General features: G+C 55.4%; 18 protein-coding genes. 10 read left to right on the forward strand and 8 right to left on the reverse strand.

The annotated features are described in order from the left end of the window. Positions 1-35 precede the first annotated feature (35 nt). A complete protein-coding gene (locus ACW8F6_RS05715) occupies positions 36-2,210 on the forward strand; it encodes a prolyl oligopeptidase family serine peptidase (RefSeq protein ID WP_491574892.1) in 2,175 nt (724 codons plus the stop codon). Between the two features lie 48 nt (positions 2,211-2,258). Here ACW8F6_RS05715 and ACW8F6_RS05720 read toward each other — a convergent pair whose 3' ends face one another. From ACW8F6_RS05720 to sodB, 5 genes are all read right to left on the reverse strand, one after another. Next, positions 2,259-2,627, reverse strand: a complete 369-nt coding sequence (locus ACW8F6_RS05720) for a DUF3192 domain-containing protein (RefSeq protein WP_491574893.1) — start codon at positions 2,625-2,627, stop codon at positions 2,259-2,261. A gap of 244 nt (positions 2,628-2,871) precedes the next feature. Next, positions 2,872-3,702 (reverse strand): hypothetical protein, encoded by an 831-nt coding sequence (locus ACW8F6_RS05725; protein WP_491574894.1) that lies wholly within the window; start codon positions 3,700-3,702, stop codon positions 2,872-2,874. A 187-nt stretch (positions 3,703-3,889) separates the two neighbouring features. Next, entirely contained in the window at positions 3,890-5,407 is a 1,518-nt protein-coding gene (locus ACW8F6_RS05730) for a fumarate hydratase (protein WP_491574895.1), read from the reverse strand. Between the two features lie 628 nt (positions 5,408-6,035). Then, positions 6,036-6,803, reverse strand: coding sequence for a hypothetical protein (locus ACW8F6_RS05735; protein WP_491574896.1), 768 nt, complete (start codon positions 6,801-6,803; stop codon positions 6,036-6,038). Positions 6,804-6,920: 117 nt separating this feature from the next. Next, positions 6,921-7,502: a superoxide dismutase [Fe] gene (sodB, locus tag ACW8F6_RS05740; RefSeq protein ID WP_491574897.1), complete on the reverse strand. Its 582-nt coding sequence runs from the start codon at positions 7,500-7,502 to the stop codon at positions 6,921-6,923. 338 nt (positions 7,503-7,840) lie between these two features. Between sodB and ACW8F6_RS05745 the strand changes: the two genes are divergently transcribed. Together ACW8F6_RS05745 and ACW8F6_RS05750 are read left to right on the forward strand one after the other, a co-directional pair. Next, a complete protein-coding gene (locus ACW8F6_RS05745) occupies positions 7,841-9,643 on the forward strand; it encodes a DUF885 domain-containing protein (protein WP_491574898.1) in 1,803 nt (600 codons plus the stop codon). 104 nt (positions 9,644-9,747) lie between these two features. Then, entirely contained in the window at positions 9,748-11,643 is a 1,896-nt protein-coding gene (locus tag ACW8F6_RS05750) for a putative bifunctional diguanylate cyclase/phosphodiesterase (protein WP_491574899.1), read from the forward strand. A gap of 63 nt (positions 11,644-11,706) precedes the next feature. Here ACW8F6_RS05750 and ACW8F6_RS05755 read toward each other — a convergent pair whose 3' ends face one another. Further along, the gene (locus tag ACW8F6_RS05755) at positions 11,707-12,270 is read right to left on the reverse strand and encodes a type II secretion system protein (RefSeq protein ID WP_491574900.1); all 564 of its coding nucleotides are present in this window, start codon (positions 12,268-12,270) and stop codon (positions 11,707-11,709) included. 110 nt (positions 12,271-12,380) lie between these two features. Here ACW8F6_RS05755 and ACW8F6_RS05760 point away from each other — a divergent pair, with 110 nt between their 5' ends. The 5 genes from ACW8F6_RS05760 (at position 12,381) to ACW8F6_RS05780 (ending at position 17,329) form a co-directional block, all read left to right on the forward strand. Beyond that, on the forward strand, positions 12,381-12,965 hold the full coding sequence (locus tag ACW8F6_RS05760; protein WP_491574901.1) for a UbiX family flavin prenyltransferase: 585 nt from the start codon (positions 12,381-12,383) through the stop codon (positions 12,963-12,965). Positions 12,966-12,996: 31 nt separating this feature from the next. Further along, complete coding sequence (locus ACW8F6_RS05765) at positions 12,997-14,592, forward strand: FAD-dependent oxidoreductase (protein ID WP_491574902.1); 1,596 nt, start codon at positions 12,997-12,999, stop codon at positions 14,590-14,592. An 89-nt stretch (positions 14,593-14,681) separates the two neighbouring features. Continuing rightward, positions 14,682-15,173: a flavin reductase family protein gene (locus ACW8F6_RS05770; RefSeq protein WP_491574903.1), complete on the forward strand. Its 492-nt coding sequence runs from the start codon at positions 14,682-14,684 to the stop codon at positions 15,171-15,173. Between the two features lie 644 nt (positions 15,174-15,817). Next, positions 15,818-16,897 (forward strand): hypothetical protein, encoded by a 1,080-nt coding sequence (locus tag ACW8F6_RS05775; protein WP_491574904.1) that lies wholly within the window; start codon positions 15,818-15,820, stop codon positions 16,895-16,897. Between the two features lie 12 nt (positions 16,898-16,909). Next, entirely contained in the window at positions 16,910-17,329 is a 420-nt protein-coding gene (locus ACW8F6_RS05780) for a type 2 periplasmic-binding domain-containing protein (protein WP_491574905.1), read from the forward strand. 61 nt (positions 17,330-17,390) lie between these two features. Here the strand turns inward: ACW8F6_RS05780 and ACW8F6_RS05785 are convergent, their stop codons facing one another. Further along, positions 17,391-19,406, reverse strand: a complete 2,016-nt coding sequence (locus ACW8F6_RS05785) for a methyl-accepting chemotaxis protein (RefSeq protein ID WP_491574906.1) — start codon at positions 19,404-19,406, stop codon at positions 17,391-17,393. 143 nt (positions 19,407-19,549) lie between these two features. Between ACW8F6_RS05785 and ACW8F6_RS05790 the strand changes: the two genes are divergently transcribed. Beyond that, entirely contained in the window at positions 19,550-20,404 is an 855-nt protein-coding gene (locus ACW8F6_RS05790; RefSeq protein WP_491574907.1) for a substrate-binding periplasmic protein, read from the forward strand. Positions 20,405-20,443: 39 nt separating this feature from the next. Here ACW8F6_RS05790 and ACW8F6_RS05795 read toward each other — a convergent pair whose 3' ends face one another. Then, complete coding sequence (locus ACW8F6_RS05795) at positions 20,444-22,441, reverse strand: alpha amylase C-terminal domain-containing protein (protein WP_491574908.1); 1,998 nt, start codon at positions 22,439-22,441, stop codon at positions 20,444-20,446. Positions 22,442-22,731: 290 nt separating this feature from the next. On the opposite strand from ACW8F6_RS05795, the gene ACW8F6_RS05800 reads away from it, so the two are divergent. Next, the gene (locus ACW8F6_RS05800; protein ID WP_491574909.1) at positions 22,732-23,043 is read left to right on the forward strand and encodes a hypothetical protein; all 312 of its coding nucleotides are present in this window, start codon (positions 22,732-22,734) and stop codon (positions 23,041-23,043) included. Positions 23,044-23,216: the final 173 nt, after the last annotated feature.

Here is a 23,216-nt window from a genome sequence, read left to right on the forward strand (position 1 = left end):
TCTGCCTTAATCACACGCCCAAGGATCTGCCCGATATGCCAAATGTCTCACTCGCCAAGCGGGCAACCTGCCTGGCCCTGACACTGTTGGTGGCCGCCTGCTCCAGCGACACACACGAAGCCCAAGCCCTTAATACCAACCATAAGAACTCGACGACCATGCCCGCAATCCAATACCCCCACACAGCCAAAAGTGATGTTATCGATAGCTATTTTGATCAGCAGGTTGCCGACCCATACCGCTGGCTGGAGGACGATCGCAGCCCGGAAACCGAAGCCTGGGTTAGACAACAAAATCAGGTCACTTTCGACTACTTGAGTGCCATCCCCTACCGGGAACAATTAAAACAGCGGCTGACCGAACTATGGAATTACGAGAAAGTGGGTGCCCCCTTTACAGAGGGCCAGTACACCTATTTTTATAAAAACGATGGCCTGCAAAATCAGTACGTGGTGTACCGGCAGCGCAGTGCGGACGAAGCCGAAGTCTTTCTCGACCCCAATACCTTTAGCCCAGACGGCACCACCTCCCTGGCAGATCTCAGCTTTTCCAAAGACGGCAGTCTCGCCGCCTACGCCATTTCCGAGGGCGGCAGCGATTGGCGAAAAATTATTGTCATCGATGTAGAAACACGCGAGCCCTTGGAACCCGCGTTGGTGGACGTGAAATTTTCCGGCATTTCCTGGTTTGGCAACGAGGGATTTTATTACTCGAGCTACGATAAACCCGAGGGCAGCGAACTTTCAGCCAAAACTGACCAGCACAAACTCTACTACCACAAACTGGGGCAAGCTCAATCGCAAGATACGCTGATTTTTGGCGGCACGGAGCAAGAAAAACACCGTTATGTGGGCGGTCATGTCACAGAGGACGACCGCTACTTGGTGATATCTGCCGCCGAATCTACCTCTGGCAACGACCTGTACGTGAAAGATTTGCGCCAAGCAGACGGGCCGTTGATCACGCTTATTGAGAGCACCACCGTCGATACCCATGTATTGGACAATGTGGGCAGTCAGTTGCTATTGGTCACCAACCTGGATGCGCCCAATAAAAGGATTGTTGCAACCGACGCAGCCAAACCCGGCGTCGAATACTGGCAGACAATCATTGCCGAAACCGACCAAGTGCTCACCGCCGCCACCGCGGGTGGCACGCTATTTACCGAGTATATGGCCGATGCTGTTTCAAAGGTGTATCAGTACACCTATAGCGGGGAGCGGATGCGAGAAATCACACTGCCGGGACTCGGCAGTGTAAGCGGCCTCAGTGCTAAAAAGCACGAGCAGGTGGTTTACTACAGCTTTACCAATTACACCACGCCGGCCACCATCTTCCAGCTAAACATTCAAGACGGCGCATCGACGGTTTATCGCGCGTCGGGCGCCAAGGTCGACAGCGAACAGTTTGTATCCAAGCAAGTGTTTTACACTTCCAAGGACGGCACGCGGGTGCCCATGATTATCACCCACAAAAAAGGCCTCGCACTAGACGGAAAAAATCCCACCATTCTCTACGGCTACGGGGGCTTTAACATCAGCCTCACCCCCAGTTTCAGCATTACCAATACCGTCTGGATGGAGCAAGGTGGCATTCTTGCGGTGCCTAATTTGCGCGGTGGCGGCGAATACGGCAAAGCCTGGCATCAAGCGGGCACCCAACTGCAAAAACAAAACGTGTTTGACGATTTTATTGCCGCAGCGGAATTTTTAATCGACAAGCGCTACACCCGCAAAGAGTTTCTGGCGCTGCGGGGCGGTTCAAACGGGGGCTTGCTAGTTGGAGCGGTGATGACACAAAGACCGGACTTGGCGCAGGTTGCGCTACCTGCGGTGGGCGTCTTGGATATGCTGCGCTATCACACCTTTACCTCGGGCGCTGGCTGGGCCTACGACTATGGTACTGCCGAGCAAAGCCCAGAAATGTTTCAGTACCTGAAGGGCTATTCACCACTGCACAATGTGCACACTGGCGTCAGCTACCCCGCCACGCTCATCACCACCGGCGATCACGACGACCGCGTAGTGCCCGCGCACTCCTTTAAGTTTGCCGCCGAATTGCAAGCGAAACACAGCGGTCCGGCCCCCACGCTCATCCGGATAGAAACTAATGCCGGCCACGGCGCCGGCACGCCCGTGTCGAAAACCATTGAGCTGTACGCAGATATTTTTGGTTTTGCGCTCTACAATATGGGCATTCAGTCACTGTAGCCAAAAAAATGGCAGCGTTAACACGCTGCCGTTTTACACTACATTGGACTAGTTAAAGTCGTGATTGTGGTAGGCCTTGTCACCCCAGCCAACCAATTTACCGTTCTGAAATACCAGAGCCGTACACTCGTCTTTAGTGGTAATGCCATCTTCCTTTTGTCGTTGCGTGCGATAGAAGAGCACGCGGTATTGCTCACCCGCCTGCTGATAGCCCTCGCTAAAATCCGGCTTACCCAGTTGATCGCGCACCAATTGCTCCTGTGTGTCAATTGCTAAGCTAGAAATGTAGGCGCGGTTTTTACTTTCGCGCTTATCCCAATCGCCGTAGCTATCGCCGTCTTTTCCCACATTGATCACACAGGCACTCAATAAGCTTACCAATACGCCCAATGAAATGAGTCGTGTCATGCTTCCCATAATATTTTCCTTTTACTGTTATTGCGGCGTAGGTTTACGCTAAGCACTATAGTAGCGCGCAGCCGCAGGTCGGCCTATTGCCTCTACCGCAAGCAGGCGTCAGCCCGTCGCGCAGGCTGAAGCGCTACAGAAGTCGATAAATTCAAAATGGCGATGTCTGGACCGAGGGGCGGGAGAAGAGACCGAGTTCAACACAAAGGCCGGCAGTGCCGGCCTTTGTCGCTCACAATTTAAGGCACCGTGTTTAGGGGTGCGAGTATGCCTGCTGCAGAATATCGTTCAAAAACACAGGAGGCGTTTCGTGCATCATACCCATGCGATCTTGGTAGCGAATGCGCGCAAAGTAATCGGTGCCGTGTGGTGCTTCAAAGGTTTCCAGCAGCAACCCCACCGCGCGGTATTCGCGAAATTGATCAGCGGGAAATGGCGCAGGCAAGTAAAAGGTTTTGGTGCCCTTACCCTGCCAGATTGATACCACATGAAAGCCCTTCTCATAGCCTGGTGTCGGCGGCGTCATGCTGGTGTGGTCGTGGCTACCCAGGCGATCCATTAATTGCAGGGTGAGCGGCTTTTTTTCTAACTCTAGCGATTGACTGTCGGCCAATGTCCTCGGCGACACATCGCGCAGGGTGGCGTCCACCCGCACCAAGTCAGGACCAAAGGTATCTTCCAAATCGTTTAGCTGGCTGCTGATATCCACCACCATCACGCGCACGTGCAGTGGATCCTCATCGTTTAACATCCCACCGCTCACTTCCACCAACAGGCGATTAAACACCCACACATCTTCCACCAGAGCCAAATAGCGCTGATCATCTGTGCGCTTAAAATCGCGCGCCACCAAGGGGGCTGCGTGCTTGAATTGAATGGTCAGCGAATCAATTTGAAGATAGGGCGAGTGCAGTCCATCGGAGGCTTCTAGAGTGACTTTGTCAACGCTCTCTAGATTCAAGCCCGGGAATAGACGGTTATCCATGCTCGAGGGAAAAAAGCCATCGAGTGTATATTGCGCTGCATTCGCGGTTAGGGCGGCTAACGACAGCCCCACGGCAGCAATCCATTGTGTCAGTTTCATTGCGAAAACTCCTGTTCACACATTTATTGAGCGGCGCAGTGTACCAGCTTCTCCTGACAGGCCCGTGACGACACGCCAAAATCCGGCAAATAGTCACAACTACATCAAGAAGTTTTCGCGAATACAAAACGCACGTACCAAAAAGGCCGCAATGCGGCCTTTTTGGGGACTCGGTTGCAGCGCCAGACTATTGAATGTCCAGCACGCCCTCTTCAATTTTCGCCTGCCAGATTTTGGGGCCAGTTTGATGCACAGACTCGCCTTTGCTGTCTACGGCAACGGTCACTGGCATATCTTTCACATCGAATTCGTAGATGGCCTCCATACCCAATTCGGGAAAGCCCAGCACTTTCGAGGATTTAATGGCCTTAGACACCAAGTAAGCAGAGCCGCCCACCGCCATCAGGTACACCGCTTTATTATCGCGAATGGCCTCGATAGCCGTCGGCCCGCGCTCCGCTTTGCCGATCATTCCCAGCAGGCCCGTTTGCTCCAGCATGGTGCGGGTAAATTTATCCATGCGCGTGGCCGTGGTTGGCCCGGCGGGCCCCACCACTTCGTCGCCCACTGGGTCCACCGGCCCCACGTAGTAGATAAAGCGACCCTGCATATCCACAGGCAGCGGTTCGCCCTTGGCGATCAGATCCACCATCTTTTTATGGGCCGCATCGCGACCGGTTAGCATCTTGCCAGATAACAAAATTGTTTCGCCCGGCTGCCAGTCTTGCACCTCGTCTTTGGTGACCGTGTCCAAATTCACGCGCCTTACGCTATCGCCTACTTCCCAGGAAATCTCGGGGTAATCGTCCAGCGAGGGCGGTGTTTGATGTACCGGACCGGAACCGTCCAGTACAAATTTCGTCAGGCGTGTCGCCGCGCAATTGGGAATAATCGCAACGGGCTTGTTGGCTGCGTGCGTGGGCATGTCTTTCACTTTGATATCCAGCACCGTGGTCAAGCCACCCAGCCCCTGGGCGCCAATGCCGAGCTTGTTAACTTTTTCAAACAGCTCAAGACGCAGCTCTTCAGAGCGATTGCTAGCGCCGCGGGCCTGCAGATCGTGAATATCGATGGGGTCTAACAGCGACTCTTTGGCCAGCGCCATGGCCTTGTCTGCCGTGCCGCCAATACCAATACCGAGAATGCCTGGCGGGCACCAGCCTGCGCCCATTTGCGGTACCACAGACAACACCCAGTCGACGATGGAATCGGAGGGGTTGAGCATGGCGAACTTGGTTTTCGCCTCGCTGCCACCACCCTTGGCCACCACGTGCACTTCGACCTTGTCGCCGGGCACCACCTTGTAGGTGATCATGGCGGGCGTGTTATCGCCGGTATTTTTGCGGGCGCCGTCCGGGTCTGCCAACACGGAGGCCCGCAGCACATTATCGGGGTGTTTGTAGGCGCGTCGTACGCCTTCGTTCACCATCTCCTCCAGCGACAGATCGCCCTCCCACTGCACATTCATGCCGATCTTCAAAAATACCGACACGATGCCGGTATCCTGGCATATGGGCCTGTGCCCCATGGCGCACATGCGCGAGTTGATCAGGATCTGGGCCATGGCGTCTTTGGCCGCCTTGCTTTGCTCGCGCTCATAGGCCTGGTGTACGGCCTGGATGAAATCCTTGGGGTGGTAATAAGAAATGAATTGCAATGCGTCGGCAACGCTTTCGATCAGGTCATCCTGGCGAATCACGGTCATGAGTCTGCTCTCGTCGTGGGCTGGGGTAAGGGGCCGAATTCTACACCAAGCGGCAGTCCCGAAAAAACGCCGCCGCACAAAGAACCACCCCCATATAGGCGACTCCCACCAGCTTCAAGCCCTAGAATTGGCACATTTTGGGTTGGCAAGCCATTGCAATCACAAAATATAGCGCTAGACTGCTAAAAGCGATCTATGAGATGGAGCCCCCATGGCAAGCTCAGTGGTCAAACGCGGCAATCCGCCGCCCAGACCCTCGATCCACCTTGATGGCACAGCCCCTCACCAGGCCAGCACAGACCGGCCAAGCATCGCTCCCCCCGCAAGAAACCACTGTCCAAAATACCCAGACCAGGGAGTGCACCATGGCAATGTCTTTGTCACCTTGCCCCTATTGCCAAAGCCAACAGTTACACTTTGTTCATCACCTGCTCACTCACGCCGTGTGTTGCGAACACTGCGGCGCCTGCGGGCCCAGCCAGCGGGAAATGGATGAAGCGATACATTTGTGGAACCTGGTGGCGCAATGTCAGATGCAGACAGCTAGTCGCCCGCTTGAGCACACAAGCTAAACGCGGTTCACTGCCGAAGGGCCAGGAGCCGCCTGCGCGACCCCTGAAGAGACAGGTTATTTTGGCTGTAGGGTGTTGAGCTGCTCTTTCAGCGTGAGCAGATCGCGGTTAACGGTTAACCGGTACATATCGATCGCCTTAATGGCCTCTTCATTGGACTTCAGACGGCTGGTCATGTCCGAACGCAATTGCGTTAGCTGCTTTTCCAGGCCCGCCAGCTTATCCACCTGACGGTGCACTCGGTCTAGCTGTTCGTCCACAGTGGCCTGGGCGGCCAGTAGCTTGCTATCGACGCTGCCCAACTGCTTCTTCACATCTGCCAGCAACTTGCTATTACTGCTGTCGAGCTTTTTGGAGAGCGCTTCTATGGCCTCGGTATTGGCGGCAATGGCTTTGCGATTGGTGTCGTAAGACACACCCCACAACTTGCGAATTTCCGAGTCCGCCCAAACCAATTTTGCTTTAAAGGCCTCTGCCGACTCCATCACTTCGCCTTCGGTCATGCTGAGCTTGCCCTCCAACTCGGCGATACGGCCCTCCAACTGACCGCGCAGGGCGGCACTCTGGGCCTGCGTTTGCTGCAGCTGCCAGGCCAGATAGCCGCTGCCCGCCACCGCAGCCAGCGCAATCAGCATCGCCAGCGTGGCCAGTGTTTGACTGGGCTTTGCCGCAGGCCGGGGCGTCGGCGCCGGCTGCTGAGGGCGGCTCGGCCGCGGGCTGCTGGCAGTGGGCGATGCACCAGCCGTCGCAGGGCGCTGGGCCGGGCGGCGCGCCGGTTCATCGGATTGGGTCGCACCCAAGGTGGGCTCTTTGCGTTCGTTCATGCGTGGGTTCTCACCCTAAGGTTTTCAGTATTGGCGGTCGTTTATAACAGGAATAGCGGCCAGACAAAAGAATGCCGGGCTATACCCGGCATCTGTGCGTCAAAATCCGGCCTAAATTCAGGCGAAATTTTTGTTCACAAAGTCCCAGTTCACGAGCGACCAGAAGGCGTTCATGTAGTTGGGACGCGCATTGCGATAGTCGATGTAGTAGGCGTGCTCCCACAGATCCACAGTCAGGATTGGAGTTACGCCGGCATCGGTCAATGGTGTGGCGGCGTTGCTGGTGTTGACGATGGCCACAGAGCCGTCGGCTTTCTTCACCAGCCAGGTCCAGGAGGAGCCGAAGTTAGCCACGGCTGAGGCGGTGAACTCTTCTTTGAACTTGTCGAAGGAGCCAAAGGCCTTGTTGATGGCCTCGGCAACAGCACCGGTCGCCGCGCCGCCACCGTTGGGGCTCAGGCAATTCCAGTAGAAGGTGTGGTTCCAGATCTGGGCTGCATTGTTGAATACGCCGCCGCTGCTGGTTTTAACGATGTCTTCCAGGCTCTTGCCTTCAAACTCGGTGCCGGGAATCATGCCGTTAAGCTTGTCCACGTAGGTTTTGTGGTGCTTACCGTAGTGGTATTCCAGAGTTTCCTGAGAGATGTGCGGCGCAAGCGCATCCATTGCATAGGGAAGCGCGGGCAGTTCAATAGCCATGTTTATCCACCTTAATATCTTGCTTAGCTTGCGGGTTTACAACACCAGGGCCTAGGGCAGGTGTTGCACGTGAGCTTGCTGAGCTGCATGACCCTGTTGGCCCTGCAGCCTCCGGCCAGTATAGCGCCAGAATCGGTCGCTATTTTACGGATTGTGGTGGCAAATAAGAAGGGCATTCGCACTATCAATCCCATAGTTCGCATTAAATTTCTGCAACGGGCGTTCGTCCCGCACACGCCTCGGTTTGACCGGTTTCTTGGGCTAGCCAACGCACTGACCTTATACTCAGGCGGTTTGGCGAACGCCAATGCCCATTTACCGATGAACAAGAGGATGCGATGAATCCCATCATAAAATTTGTAGCCGGCGCCACCGGCGCCCTACTCCTGAGCCTTTCCGCTCAGGCAGCTCCCGCCACCGACACAGAAGACGCCAAGGCCGAGGCCCTGTTTGAGGCGATTTTCGACGAAAGTGTCGCGCGCAGCCCGGTGTACCAAACCTACCTTGGCATGAAAACCAACTACGACAAGTGGGACGACCTGTCGCCGGCCTTCGAAAAAGAAGGTATTGCCCTGACCCGCGAGCAGCTCGAACGCCTGCGCGCACTGGATAAAAACAAACTCAGCCCCAATACCGCGCTCAGTTACCGACTGATGGAAGAACAGCTTGAACAAGAGTTGGCCTTCGAGCGCTGGCGCTTGCACAACTACCCGGTGAACCAAATGTACGGCACCCACTCAATGGTGCCCTCGTTTTTAATCAACCAGCACCGCATCGACAGTGTGAGCGATGCCGAGGCCTATATTGGTCGTATTAACGGCCTGCCAAAACTGCTGAAACAAGTGGTAGACAATCTCGCGGAACGCGCTAAAGCCGGCATTATCGCGCCCAAATTTGTGTTCCCCTACGTCATTAGCGACAGCCAAAACATTCTCAAGGGTGCCCCCTTTAGCAAGGGCGAAGACAGTCCCATCATGGCCGACTTCCGCGCCAAGGTAACGGCGCTAGAGGTAGACGAAGCCACCAAAACCAAGCTGATCAAACAGGGCGAACGAGCGCTCAAGAAAAGCCTGAAGCCGGCCTACACACAGCTGATTGGCTATTTGAAAAAGCTGGAGAAGAAAGCCGATACCCGCGACGGCGCCTGGAAATTCCCCGACGGTGCGGCCTTTTACAACGCAGCCCTAAAGAAGACCACCACCACCGACCTCACAGCCGACGAAATACACACCCTGGGCCTGCAGGAAGTGGCGCGTATTCACGACGAGATGCGCACCATCATGAAAAAAGTGGGCTTCGAGGGCACGCTGCAGGAATTTTTCGTGTTTATGCGCGACGACCCGCAGTTCTACTACGAAAACACCGAGGCCGGCAAACAGCGCTATCTGGATGAAGCCACCGCACTCATCGACAATATGAAAACGCGCCTGGACGAGCTGTTCATTACCAAGCCCAAAGCAGACCTGGTCGTAAAAGCCGTGGAACCCTTCCGCGAGAAATCTGCCGGCAAGGCGTTCTACCAGCGCCCGGCGCCAAACGGCTCTCGCCCCGGCATGTACTACGCTAATCTCTACGACATGAAGGCCATGCCCACCTACCAGATGGAAGCACTGGCCTACCACGAGGGCATTCCCGGCCACCACATGCAACTGGCCATTTCGCAGGAACTGCAGGGGGTCCCAAAATTCCGCAAATACGGTAGCTACACCGCCTACACCGAGGGGTGGGGACTTTACTCCGAGCTAGTACCCAAAGAAATGGGCCTCTACCAAGACCCCTACTCTGACTTTGGCCGCCTGGCCATGGAGCTGTGGCGCGCCTGTCGTCTGGTGGTCGATACGGGCCTGCACGCCAAGAAGTGGACCCGCGAAGAAGCCATCGACTATTTAGTGACCAACACGCCCAACGCTAAGTCCGACAGCGTCAAAGCCATTGAGCGCTACATAGTGATGCCCTCACAGGCCACGGCCTACAAAATTGGCATGATTAAAATTGTCGAATTGCGTGAAAAAGCCAAGCAGGCACTGGGCGACAAGTTCGACATTCGCCAATACCACGACCTGGTTCTCACTGCTGGCCCGGTACCGCTGAATGTACTGGAAGAGCGGGTTAACGACTGGATCGCGCGCACGCGCGGCTAAATCTGCGCGCAAGCCAACCCCTTAGCAACCTCACTGCCGAGCTCAGCTCGGCATTTTTTTGTCTGCCTGCTATGCTTACAAGCAGAGCGCATGTGGACGACCCCATGAATAACCCTTCTCTGGATCAGCTATCCACGGAACTCGACAACTCCCGATCGCATCGACTTAAGCAAGTGCTTTATGCCTGCATTGTAGGCATCTCAACCACGCTGCTTGCCTACGTATTTAACAGCCAAAACCTCGCCGTCATTTCCGTTTTAACGCTGATACTGGCGGGGCTAATTTACGCCCTGAAACTATTGGCCAAGTCTCGCACCGAGCTGTCCGCCTCGGTCATGCTCTGGGTGCTCACGCTGGGTATCACATTATTAGTAGCTACCAATCACGGGCTCCTCGATGAAGGCATGTTTGGCTACCCCGTCATCTTGATCTTTGCCGCACTGTTCAGCAAACAACGACTGTTTTGGGCGCTCTTTGGCTTTATCTGCTGCGCCACCCTTTTAATTGGTCTTGCGCAACTTAATGGCTGGCACCAAACCGTTGTCATCACGGTAGATGCAGCCGTGATCATTAACGTGATGGTGATATTGTTGATCACCGGCTTCAGCGTGCGCTTTCAGGCTTTTGACATTCGCAATGCACTGGACAACCTGGCCGCCGAAAATAAAAAATATCGCGTCTCAGAGGCCAAGGCCACATACCTTGCGCAGTACGATAGCCTCACGGGACTCCCCAATCGCACCCTGTGTGAAGACCGCTTTAATCAACAGCTGGAGCACATCAAACGCTATGGCGGGCAATGTGCCCTGCTGTTTGTGGACCTGGATAACTTTAAAACCATTAATGACTCCCTCGGGCATTCCGTGGGCGATCAAGTGTTGCAGTCGGTGTCCGCCGTATTGCAGCGCTGCCTGCGAGCCACCGACACGGCCGGCCGCTTTGGCGGCGACGAATTTATTGTATTGCTCACCGACATTCACGCCCCCAAAGAAGTCGAGCGAGTCACCACCAAAGTATTGAAGCTTTTAGCCCGGCCCCTGAAGCTAGACAACCACTACATACAAACTTCTGCATCCATTGGCATTGCCATGGCACCACAAGACGGCACCGATTTTGAAAGCTACTGCAAAAACGCCGACATCGCCATGTACCGCGCCAAAGCCGACGGCAAAAACCTGTTTCGCTTTTTTGACGCCAGCATGAACACTCTGAGCGACGAGCGCTTTGTACTCATCAAAGATTTGCGCAAAGCCGTCCGAAAAAATGAGCTGCGCTTGTATTATCAACCCAAAATAGACCTCAAATCCGGCCAAACGGTGGGTGCAGAAGCACTGCTGCGCTGGCAACACCCTGAGCGTGGTCTAATGACTCCGGTGGATTTTGTGGAGCTGGCTGAAGAGACGGGGCTCATCATTGAAATTGGCAATTGGGTATTGCGGGAAGCCTGCCGGCAATGCAAAGACTGGCACCAGGCGGGGCTCGCACACTTAGAAATAGCGGTAAACTTATCGCCCGTACAGTTTTCCCGCGGCACCCTGGGCAAAGAGGTACTCAAAGCCCTGGCCCTGGCCGAGTTAAACGGCCAATTTCTTGAGCTCGAATTAACCGAATCCCTGCTGCTGGGCGATGCAGAAAATGTACGCACGCAATTGCAGGAGTTGCGCCAACACGGTGTCAGTTTTTCGATAGACGATTTCGGTACCGGCTATTCCAACCTTGGCTATCTCAGCAAATTTGATCTGGAGGCCCTAAAGATCGATCAATCCTTTGTGCGCAATATGCTGGATTCCAAGCAGGATCTGAACATTATCATTGCCATCATTAATATCGCTAAAAGCCTGGGGTTGAAAACGGTGGCCGAAGGTATCGAGGACCCGCTCGCGCTCGCACGCCTGACCAGCTTGGGCTGCGAACAGGGCCAGGGCTATTACTGGTCCCGCCCACTACCGGCCGATGAATTTAAACAACTGCTTTTAACGCCATCGCAAACTTGCAAATAATCGTCCGCCCAAGGCACTGAGATATTCGGCAGTGCCCTGCCAGCCTCCGCCAGACACTGGCCGCTAGTCCTGCACAAAACGCCCCAGCCCCGTGTAATAAGTGATGCGCGCCACCCGGTTGCCACCACTGCGGTATTCCCAACACCGGCGCAAGCCGCCGCCCGGCAAAGCCGGCGCACAGGCATTGTTATTACCTAGCATCGCCCAGCCCGTTGCCTGGCTATTGCGCGCCACAATGGTTCCCGGCGGGTTAGGTAAAAACAAAAAAAACAACCGTGTGTATGCTGCATTGCGATTTTGCGGCACTGTTGGGACATGGGCAGAATTGTTGGTATTGCGCAATTGGCCATTGCGAAAACGCACGGGAATATCCGCTACCATCACCGTCACATTGGTATTGCTACCCAAGCCGGGAGCGCCCTGAGCGTAATACTGCGCCTTGATCATTTGCTCGGCACCGCGCATGGCGGCCAAGACGCTACTAACGGCAACCGACTGCGCCTCGTCTGTTAGCCTGATAAAGCGCGGCGCCGCCACCGCAGCCAGCAGACCGACAATCAACACCACCGCGATCAGCTCTACCAACGTAAAGCCTGCCTTGCGCTGCGTATTACACGGATTAATCAAATCTGCCCCTCGGCACCCCAGGCCACAGGATTGATTTGCTGCCTACCATTGACGCGTCCACCCACCACTTTGCATAGTAGTATAGTGCACCCCTTATGGAATTTTGAGCTATGGCTGAGCCACAAAGATTAATTATTGGCATATCTGGCGCTTCTGGCGTGACCTACGGCGTTCGCCTGCTGACACTGCTGCAACCCACGCCCATCGAAACCCACCTGGTTATGAGTAAGGCGGCCGAGCTCACACTGCACTACGAAACCGACCTCAAAGTAGAACAGGTGAAAGCGCTGGCAGATCACGTCCATGCACCCAAAAATATTGGCGCCAGTATTGCCAGTGGCAGCTTCAAAACCGCGGGGATGATCATTGCACCCTGCTCGGTCAAAACCATGAGTGAGATAGCCACCGGCATGACCGGCAGCCTGCTTTCCCGCGCCGCCGACGTGGTACTCAAGGAGCGCCGCCGACTGGTATTAATGGTGCGCGAAACACCCCTACACACAGGCCATTTGCGCACGCTCACAGCACTGTCTGAAATGGGCGCCATTATCGCGCCACCGGTGCCGGCTTTTTACGCCAAGCCAGACAACCTGCAGGCTATGGTGGACCACAGCTTGGCGCGCGTGTTGGATCTGTACGACATTGCAGTGCCCGGTCTGGTGCGCTGGACCGGCGGCCCAGTAGAGCTGGACTAACTTTCTTTCGAACCCTACGCAAGGAATCACTATGGCCGATTATCAGGTCTGGGAATGCATGATTTGTGGCTTTATCTACGACGAGGCACAAGGCTGGCCCGACGACGGCATAGCACCGGGCACCCGCTGGGCCGATGTACCCGACGACTGGCTATGCCCAGACTGTGGTGTCGGTAAAGAAGATTTCGACATGGTGCCCATCGCGCAATCGCCAGCCGACACCGCTGTAACTCCCACATCGGTACCCGACGCGCCACCTGCGCCCCAAGCGTTGGCATCGCAGGCCAGCAAGCCTAGCGGTCACTGGCACTGCGACCTTTGCGGCTGGACCTACCTGGACGATGCACAAACGCCCTTTGCGCAACTGCCCGCAGACTGGCGCTGCTCAGGCTGCGGCGCACCAAAGACCGCCATGACACCCAAACCCGCCGCAGACGCGCCGCTGGTCATTTTAGGCACCGGTTTGGCAGGCTATAACCTGGCTCGGGAGTGGCGCAAGTTAGATCCACACACACCGCTGCTGTTAATCACCCAAGACGATGGCACCTTCTACTCAAAGCCTTTGCTTTCGACGGGTTTTGCCAAGGGTATTGGACCAGACCAAATGGCCACCGCCAGCGCCGCCGACATGGCCGAGCAGCTCAACGCCCAAATCATCACCCACACCAGGGTGACCGGCCTCAACTGGCGCTCAAAAACCCTGCAGCTGGCCGAGCAAACCGTTAGCTATGGGCGGCTGGTTTTGGCTCAGGGCAGCGCCGCATTTACACCACCGCTAACCGGCACTGGTACAGGGCAGGTGTTAACGGTCAACGACCTCACCGACTACCGCAAATTCCACGCTGCCCTGGCCGGCAAGCGCAAGGTGCTCATTGTGGGGGCAGGGCTGATTGGCTCCGAGTACGCCAACGATTTGATTCAGACGAATTACGAGGTGGCCGTGGTGGATCTGTTGCCCACCCCCCTCGGGGGCCTGCTACCAGAGGCCGCGGGGCGCGCGGTACAGCACGCGCTTACAGCGCGCGGCGTGCGCTACCATCTGGGCACGTCCGTTCAGCGCCTGGACGCCGACGGCGCGGGAGTTCGTGCGCATTTGGCAGACGGCACCCAAGTCCATGCGGACTTAGTGCTCTCGGCCATCGGTGTTAAACCCCGTACCCAGCTGGCACAAAGTGCCGGATTGGCAGTAGGCCGAGGTATTAAAACTAACAGACTGCTGCAGACCTACTTCGACGCCGGCACATCCGGCGACGCCGCGTTGGCGGCCACCCCTGCCGACGGTATCTACGCGCTGGGCGACTGCGCCGAAGTGGTCGGGCAATCACTGCTGTACGTAATGCCGCTGATGCACGCGGCGCGCGCGCTGGCTAAAACACTGGCCGGACAACCCACCGCCGTTCACTATCCGGCCATGCCGGTGGTGGTGAAAACCACCTTGTGCCCCACCGTGGTCAGCCCGGCACCTCCAGGGCTCGAGGGCCGCTGGGATGTAACGTCGGACAGCCCCTCCGATGTGCAGGCCCTATTTCACGACGCCCAAGGCAAACTGCGCGGCTTCGCACTCTGTGGCCGGTACCTCCGGGAAAAAGACCCACTAACCCGCCAATTGCCAGCCATACTGGAGTAGGTATTTTGATACCAAAGCGTTAGACTGCGCAGCGCCGAGCGACGGCCGGCACTGAACCCTTTGAGTAAATCACAGCGAGACCCATGCCCATGACCACCGAGCCCCTCCCCTTCGACAGCCTGGCTTTCCGAACGGCGCTCGGCAGTTTTCCCACGGGCGTGACCATCGTGACCACCCGCGATGCCGCAGGCCAGCCCGTGGGCATGACAGTGAGCAGCTTCAACTCGGTGTCGCTAGAGCCGCCACTGGTGCTGTGGAGCATCGCCAAAACCGCCAATTGTTTTGACGTGTTTGACCAGACCGATCACTTTGCGATCCACGTGCTCAAAGAGGACCAGCGCGAGCTATCGGACTTGTTTGGCCGCCCCAGCCCCGACGATAAGTTCGATCAGCTGCCACTCACCAACGGTATTGCCAACAGCCCCCTACTGCCAGATTTTGGCGCGGTCTTTGAGTGCACTCTGGAACACCGCTATGCCGGTGGCGATCACATCATTTTAGTGGGCCGCGTGCAGCAATTCGCTGTGCACGCAGGCAACCCCCTGGTGTTCCACGCCGGCCTCTACCGAGGCTTAAAATAGCCGCCACAAGATGGCTCTGTCCGCGACTGAGATTGTAAGTTGGCACTTAACGGCAGCGGACAAGTGCCAACGGGGCCGCTAGGCCGCCACACTGCAATTAGAAAAACCAAAATCTTTACCTTTGCAACGCCGAATGCCGAATTGGAAATTTTGGCAGGGTGCGAGTCTTTTCTAAAAGCGCATTGAAGATTCCTCCCTAGTCATCAAGGCGATGTACGCGGACCACTTGTATGCAAGCGTTTTCCAATAGCCCATCACCCACCGGCACAGCCACCGAAAACTGCGTAATTTTGCCAGTGGAATACAGCCCTCGGATCCGGCTCAACTTGCACTGAGATACGCGCGCCCAAACGAGAAGGTCGCGCTTAACCAGTGCAGTAGCGCTCGAGCAGTATTGGACTTGCCCCTGCAAGCCAACTCAAAGTTATCGACGCGCCCAGTGCGCAACTGTTCAATGCCCTAACCAATGCCCAAGTCGGTGCTATGCATTGATTACAAGTCGAAAGGAAATTAAAAGCCACCGTTTTAAAAGGAAGAATTATGGCGTATTAGCCGCAAGGTGGGCCGGAATGTTCTTAACTGAGTAGCAGTTGTTTGTATTTTTATAAAAACAGACTCCGTTAATCCCTTACGAGGTCAATACCATGAGATACGGTTTACTTTGCTCCGCCGTGTTGCTTTCTGCACCGGTCGCGGCGGCAGATTTCAATTTCAACGGCTTCGGCTCTATTACCGCCGCCACGCTGATCGACGGCAGCGGCTATATCGCCGACTACCCCAACCTGGGGGTCTACGAAAAGGATTTCGATTTTGGCCAGGAAACGCGTCTTGGCCTGCAAGGTAAGGCCATCATCGACGACAAGTTGTCTGCCACCATGCAGATCATGAGCCGCGCCGCCAACGATTACGAGGCACAGGTGGAGTGGCTCTACGCCACTTACAACCTCACCTCAGACACCAACCTGCAGGCCGGCCGCATGCGTATGCCGGTGTATTATTTTTCCGATTACATGGACGTGGGCTACGCCTACCCCTGGCTGCGCATTCCCGCCGACACCTATTCGCTAGACGTAACCAACTTTAACGGTGTAAAACTCAATAGCACCTTCAAAACAGGCGATGTCTACTACCGCCTGTCACTTTATGGCGGTAACGAAAGCAATCCCAGCGACGAACTGATGAGCTACCTGTTTGAAAGTTTTACCACCAACATCGATCGCGAGTTCGAAAATATCTTGGGCGCGGCCTTAGACATGACTTGGGGCGGATTGAGCGTGCGCGGCACCTATACGCAAGCGGCAATGGAGGAAACGCAGACCTACGGCGACGGTTCGATGGGAGTCATCGACTTCGACATCAAATTCTACGACCTGTTTGCCAAGTACGAATTTGACTCTGGTTTTGCAGTGATGGCGGAGTACAACAAGTACGAGCCCTTTTACAAATCCTACTTCGGCTCGGCCACCTACCAAACTGGTGCCATGACCTACTACCTGTCCTGGTCGCAATTTGACTTGGACACGCCTTTTGAAAAACACGACACCACCTCAATTGGGGCCCGCTGGGATCTTGGCGACACCTATGCACTCAAGTTTGACGTGAGCTCAATGACCGACGAGGGCTTTAACCCCTTTACCAATCAACCCAACCCTGTGTACCACGACGCAACAAATGGCGATGGCGACGTCACCATTTTTTCTGTGGCACTGGACTTTGTATTTTAAGGAGGGCAGACCATGAAATCACACACACTGTGTTCCGGCCTGCTTGCCGGCCTACTCTTTGCCAGCACTGTCTGCGCAGAAATTGCCGTCATTGTGAACCCGGCAAACAGCACAAGCCTGTCTGAGGAAGATATCAATGGTATTTTCTTGGCCAAGATGAAGTCCTTTCCCAATGGCTCACCCGCCATTCCCATCAATCAAGAACAAAGTGCGGCACCCGCAAAGGTTTTCAATGACAAGGTGGTGAAGAAAACCGATCAGCAGTTGAAAGCCTATTGGTCAAAGCTGGTGTTCACCGGCCAGGGCACGCCCCCGAAGGAGGTCGGCAGCGACGCCGAAGTCATTAAACTGGTTACTGATAATCCCAACATCATTGGCTATGTGGATAGCAGCGCCGTTACCGGCGGCGTGAAGGTGATTGCAACTTACTGATTCCAATACGGACAGAAAAGCCGGCATCAAGTGCCGGCTTTCTTTTATCTCTTATTGCTTACTAGAGTGTAAAGCGCCGCATAAGCGCCGCCAACGCAGTACTTTGTGCATCCAACTCCTGACATAGACGCTTGCACTGGATAATGTCATCGCCCGTTTTGCGCGAATGCTCGGCAATGGCCTGTACATTCCTGTTAATTTCTTCCGTGGCCTGGCTTTGCTCTTCGGTGGCTGTGGCAATTTGGTAGTTCATATCGGAAATACGGTTCACTCTATCGGTAATGCTATGCAACATACCGCCGGTTTCGCGCACCCGCTCCACGCTTAAGGTAGTTTGCTGGCTGCCCGACTGAATGGCCTCCACCGTGGCCCTGGCACTGCGATCCAGACGCGCAATCATGTCGTTAATTTCTTCCGTAGATTGGGCGGTGCGCTGCGCAAGAGTCCGCACTTCGTCGGCCACCACAGCAAAGCCTCTTCCCTGTTCACCGGCGCGGGCCGCTTCAATAGCCGCGTTCAGTGCCAGCAAATTGGTTTGCTCCGAAATGCCTTTAATCACATCTAACACATTGGTGATGGATTTGATTTCCTGTGCCAGTTGCTCGACGCGGCTCACCGACTGCTGCATAGTATCGGTTAGCTGCCCCATATCTTTTACGGTGCCATTTACTTTTTGCTGACCATCGGCCGCAGTTTGATGGGCTTCTTTAGACGCATTGGCAGCATCGGCGGCGTTACGCGCAATTTCATTGACCGTAGCGCCCATTTCGTTGACGGCCGTAGCCACCATATCGGTATTGAGCTGCTGTTGTTCCGTGCGACCAGAGGCTTGATTGATGTACTGACTGACCGAGCTGGACACCTGCGCCACCGCGTGGCTGGAGTCCACAATGTGCCCGCACAACGTCTGCAGCTGGCCTATAAACACATTCACCTGACGGGCCAGCTCACCCAATTCATCGCCACGGGTTTCCGGCAGACGCGCTGTTAGGTCGCCATCGCGCTGGGTAATATCCTCAATGGCGGCAGTAATTTCCTGCACCGGTTTTACAATCCGATTCGACAACCATAACACCACCAAAAAGAACAACCCGGCAACAATCAGTGAAATCACAATATTGCTGAAGATGGTGGAATCTAACCCGGCGTAAAGTTCGCTACGGGGAATTTCTGCCACCAGATACCAATCGGCAGAATTTAAGGGAATAGATGCGGCTAGGTAGGCTTCGCCATTGCGCTCAAAAGGCAGCGTGGCCACCTGCGTACTGGTCAGCAATGCCCCCGCAGGAGTTTGCATGCGCTGGGATAGATCTCGGCCCGACTCATTCGCATCGCGGTGCAGCTTAATGCGGCCCTTGCGATCCACAAGGTAGACCTGGCCATTTTTACCCAATTTATAATTGCGAATAAGGTCGGACATAGCCGCCAATGAGCGACCAATACCCCCTACGCCGCGCACATTCTGGTGGCGAATAGCGTAATTGATAAAAACCGTCGGCTGGCCGCTGGCCTCATCCACATCCAGGCTCAGTTCGTAGGGTTTGCCGCTGCTTAAAAAGCTATAAAACCACTGATCCCGCTCGGCGCTGGGTGAAAGGGTTTTAAACAACCCATCGGTATTAAAGTAGTGTCCCGTTTGGCCAGACACCACATAGGCTGCGATGGCGTCATTACTGGCCTTAACAGCCTTCAAATAGCGAATGAGCTGATCTCTGCCGGTGGGCGCCACAATGGTGGGAGCGGCCACGGGAAAGGCCGTGGGCGCCCCCGTTGGATCGGTCTCGGTCGGCTGCTCGCTCGCCACTGGCGTCGCCGCCTCCGCCAGCTCGCCGGCGGCCAGCCACTCGCGCACGTAGGTGTTTTCGGCTACCGCGCGGCTGGCGACGATGGCGGCCTGCAAGTCCAACTCTACGCCGTTGCGCACTTCCCTGAGCGCTGTGGGCAATTCAATAGCCGACAAACGCTCGTCGATCAATGCCCGGATACTGTGATTAAAAAATAGCGTGCTGACAATGAGCGGTAAAAACAGCGCTGCAGCCATACTCATCAGCAGCTGCTGCCGCAATCCTAAAGACATAGTGGCAACCTGTGAAAACCCAAAGAGCGAGCGGCATCAACAATAGCCGCGATGAACTATAGTTATAGCCGAGGATTACCTGTTTAGCCTGGTTCGGCTTTCTGGCACGCAGCGGCGGAGCCCTGCAACAAACCTGATAGTAGGTGACGCCCATCATTACCCTAATGCGCAACCTGGGAATTGTCTCGCTTTTAAGCATTCTGCCCGCAGTGGCACAGCCCGAACCGGCCATCACTTACACGCTGGGCTCAGAGGCTATCGGCTACTACCCGCACTACGGCTGGCAATCCCACAATGGCGGGGAGTTTCAGGGCTTCGCGCGCGATCTCTTCGAGGAATTTGCACACCGGCAGGGGCTTCAGCTGACCTATGAGATGCTGCCGGTTAAACGCCTTTACCAACAGTTTCTGTCGGATCAGGACTTGGACTTCAAGTACCCGGATGCACCCGAGTGGCAGCGTCAGCGACGCGGCAAGCAAACCATCCACTACAGCGACACAGTGGCATTTTATGTCGACGGCGTAATTACCCGAACCGATCGCGCGGCCCAGGCACCGCTCAAGCGCCTGGGTACCATTCGCGGCTTCACTCCCGTGCCCTTTACAGCGGCAATCGCCCAACAGCGCATTCAGTTGCTCGAGTACAGCCGCGTGGTTGACCTGCTGCAGGCAGTACTGCACAGGCGCATAGACGGTGCCTACGTCAACGTCGATGTGGCCATGTATCAGGCCAAGTATTCACTGGCGGTGGAGTCGCTGTTGTGCTTTAACCCCGAGCTACCCTATGTGCACGATGGGTACCGACTGTCGAGTATTAAGCACCCGGAAATCATCGCCGCCTTTAATCATTTCTTGCGCGAGCGACACCTTTGGGTCGCGCAACTAAAATCAACCTACGGCCTGCACAACACCTTGGCGCACCGGGCACCCCTGGCAGAGCATGTACTCGCCGGTCGCTACCAGTGTGCCAGCTTGCCCGGAACCAAAGCGCAGAATTAAAAAAGGGGCCGAGGCCCCTTGTTGTAAAGCGAACTACGGTTAAATGGGGGTCATGCTATAGGTCATGGCTTGGTCGTTCACCTGCAACTTGTAGCTGCCGACGACGCCGGTGTAAATGTCGCCACCGGTTTGCTCCAAAACACCGTCGGCGTTGTTATCGCCATAGTTCTGACTCCAATCGCCGTGTACATCAAACTTAAAGCGCTGATTGGCCTGCCCGTCGAAGGTCACTACCGTTTCCCAAACGTTGTTGGCCACCAGGTTCATGGCCGAAGTGCCCCAACCATTGGCCGTTCCACGAAAATTCAGCTGTGGAAAGTTACCGCTAAAACACTGGCTGCACTGCCCCTGCAACTCGATGGTATAAGTGAGATTTTGGTCGTTGACAGTAATCAAGTATTCGCCAACACCTGCGTGATAAATATCCCCGCCGGTTTGCTCCAATACGCCGTCGGTATTCGTATCGCCGTAATTAGTGCTCCAATCTCCATACACATCAAATTTCAAACGCTGATTGGCCACGCCGCTCAAAGTGACAGTGGCCTGCCAGGTATTGTTTGCCACCAAGGTCATGGCGGTCGAGCCCCAGCCATTAAACGTGCCCCTTACATTTAAGCTGGCAAAGTTTTTGGTCGGCGGACAATTAGTGGCGCACTCGCCGCCGCTCATGGCACCGCCGTGTATCGCTACCGCCGCTTTGGCAGGCACATTAATAGTGGCCAAACCATTGCCCGCAACCTGAATGACCGCCCCGCTGCAAGGCTCGGCACCGGCCAGTACATTGCAGTAGCTACCGGCGGGCAAACCCGTCTGCAGCGTTTGCTGCATAGCGTAATTTTCGTTATTGATTGCCACAAAGCCTTTATCGCCGCGGCTAAAGGCAATCTGATTGCCGCCATTGTCCCACCAGTTATTGACACTCCAGACGCCTAAGGTGAAATTGCGAAAACCCACCATGTTGGCGATGTTGGCCCAGCGATGCTGGCACACCCAGGCACCGCTGTCGCAATTGGCATTGCCACCGGGTGGGCCGGCATCGGTATCGGTAAAGGTGTACCCCGACATCACCTTAGGGTAGCCATAGGGGAAGGCCAGCATGTACACGTTGGCCAAGTTGTACAGCGCGCCGTCTTTATAGGTCAGATTGCCGCCGCCACCGTGGCCGCGCTCGCGATCGTGGTTGTCCACAAACACAACGGCTTGATCAGAGGGCAACAAGCCCCAGCTGGTGCCAAGGGTTTTCAGATTTTTTATCTGGCCGCGGAAATTGTTGGCCACGTCCACCCCGTATTTAAATTCGGTGATGGGCGCAATATAGGTGTACTGACTGGGCTGAACAGCTTCGCCTGAGGCACCGATGACTTCGAGGAAGCTCCAGGGACGGTTCGCTTTCCCTAAGATGGTATCCAGTTCGCTTGGACGAATGTGCTTAGCCGCGTCGATGCGAAATCCATCTACGCCCATGGCAACCAGTTTTTTCAGGTAGTTGGCCACATAGTCCTGGGGATAGCTTTTGCCGGTATCCAAGTCGGGCATTCCGTAAAGCCCGCAGTCCCACACGTTATTGGCGTCGCCGTAATTGGAAATAGTGCAGTCACTGTGAAAGTCCCAACTGCTTAAATCCGGGTAATTGCGCGGGCTCCAACTATCGCCGCCGGAGGCGATATTGCCGTAATCTTGAAACGACGCCCAGTTATTCATGACCACATCGGCGTAAATTTTTACGCCAGCCGCGTGGCAGCGGTTGATCATGCTCTGCAATTCCGCTTCGGTTCCGCTGCGGCTGGTCAGATTGGTGAAGGATACAGGTTGATAGCGGGTCCACCAGTAGGGCCCGGCCGTGTGTTCGTGCGGTGGTGAAATTTGTACAGCATCAAACCCTTTCGGGCCGAGAAAATTTTCACATTCGCTGGCAATATCGTTCCATTTCCACTCAAATAAATGCACGAACGCGCTACCCGCCTGTGCCGAGAGTGAACCGGAGGCCATTGCCATTCCAAAGAGTGCCGCTGTTACGCGACCGCGTGTCAGTTTCATTGCTGTTTACCCTTGTTATCGTTATTTGGTCAGGGTACTTGGCTCGCAACCGGCAGCCGAAGCACGGTTGGGCACAAAAAGGCTAACAATTACCGCGTGTTATTATTCTGTGCCGGTACATCCCTTTTATTTAAGGGCGCAGCATCTTGTACACTCAACCTATTACATACGTATGCATACGCAATAGCGGTTTGAATACGTATGCAGTGTGGCGCCCGGCAAAAAATAGCGCCGCGCCACGACACATCGCAACTGGTGTATAATCGCGCCTCAACCAACGGGCCAAGTCAGTGACGCTGCAAACCATTACCGACAATATCGACACCCAGTTGCAACATCTGGACCAGACCCTACTGGCCTGTGAACAGCAACTGGCCGACTGCGAGCAGGCGCGTCAACCCTTCCTGGAACGCGAAATCGCCGCACTGAAAACCACCCGCGCCAAATTGATCAAATCCCGCGCACTGGCAATTCAGGCGTACGAGTTGAGGCAGCAGGCCGAGCGACCGCCCCAGCCACAGACGCGCGGTTGGCTTTGGCGCAGTCTGCTAATCCTGCTGGCTGCCAGCCTCGCTGCACTGGCCACCTTAATCTTCATTTAAGGTCAGCTGCCAACGAGTCACCCTACCGCCGCAACCACTCACCGAAATGTCGCTTTGGGAATAGCCGCTTGTCGCCCACCGAATAGTTGCCGTCGCCGGCAACCGCTATAGTCAGCGCCGGCATGCTGGGCACCGCCTGCCTGTCGGACAATAACAACGCATCACGCGAAACA

The sequence above is a fragment of the Simiduia sp. genome (assembly GCF_058345725.1).

Excerpts from the sequence above, each read along its gene's own strand:
- ACW8F6_RS05715 (WP_491574892.1), top strand. The coding sequence starts at position 36 with ATGCCAAATGTCTCACTCGCCAAGCGGGCAACCTGCCTGGCCCTGACA.
- ACW8F6_RS05720 (WP_491574893.1), bottom strand. The coding sequence starts at position 2,627 with ATGGGAAGCATGACACGACTCATTTCATTGGGCGTATTGGTAAGCTTA.
- ACW8F6_RS05725 (WP_491574894.1), bottom strand. The coding sequence starts at position 3,702 with ATGAAACTGACACAATGGATTGCTGCCGTGGGGCTGTCGTTAGCCGCC.
- ACW8F6_RS05730 (WP_491574895.1), bottom strand. The coding sequence starts at position 5,407 with ATGACCGTGATTCGCCAGGATGACCTGATCGAAAGCGTTGCCGACGCA.
- ACW8F6_RS05735 (WP_491574896.1), bottom strand. The coding sequence starts at position 6,803 with ATGAACGAACGCAAAGAGCCCACCTTGGGTGCGACCCAATCCGATGAA.
- sodB (WP_491574897.1), bottom strand. The coding sequence starts at position 7,502 with ATGGCTATTGAACTGCCCGCGCTTCCCTATGCAATGGATGCGCTTGCG.
- ACW8F6_RS05745 (WP_491574898.1), top strand. The coding sequence starts at position 7,841 with ATGAATCCCATCATAAAATTTGTAGCCGGCGCCACCGGCGCCCTACTC.
- ACW8F6_RS05750 (WP_491574899.1), top strand. The coding sequence starts at position 9,748 with ATGAATAACCCTTCTCTGGATCAGCTATCCACGGAACTCGACAACTCC.
- ACW8F6_RS05760 (WP_491574901.1), top strand. The coding sequence starts at position 12,381 with ATGGCTGAGCCACAAAGATTAATTATTGGCATATCTGGCGCTTCTGGC.
- ACW8F6_RS05765 (WP_491574902.1), top strand. The coding sequence starts at position 12,997 with ATGGCCGATTATCAGGTCTGGGAATGCATGATTTGTGGCTTTATCTAC.
- ACW8F6_RS05770 (WP_491574903.1), top strand. The coding sequence starts at position 14,682 with ATGACCACCGAGCCCCTCCCCTTCGACAGCCTGGCTTTCCGAACGGCG.
- ACW8F6_RS05775 (WP_491574904.1), top strand. The coding sequence starts at position 15,818 with ATGAGATACGGTTTACTTTGCTCCGCCGTGTTGCTTTCTGCACCGGTC.
- ACW8F6_RS05780 (WP_491574905.1), top strand. The coding sequence starts at position 16,910 with ATGAAATCACACACACTGTGTTCCGGCCTGCTTGCCGGCCTACTCTTT.
- ACW8F6_RS05785 (WP_491574906.1), bottom strand. The coding sequence starts at position 19,406 with ATGTCTTTAGGATTGCGGCAGCAGCTGCTGATGAGTATGGCTGCAGCG.
- ACW8F6_RS05795 (WP_491574908.1), bottom strand. The coding sequence starts at position 22,441 with ATGAAACTGACACGCGGTCGCGTAACAGCGGCACTCTTTGGAATGGCA.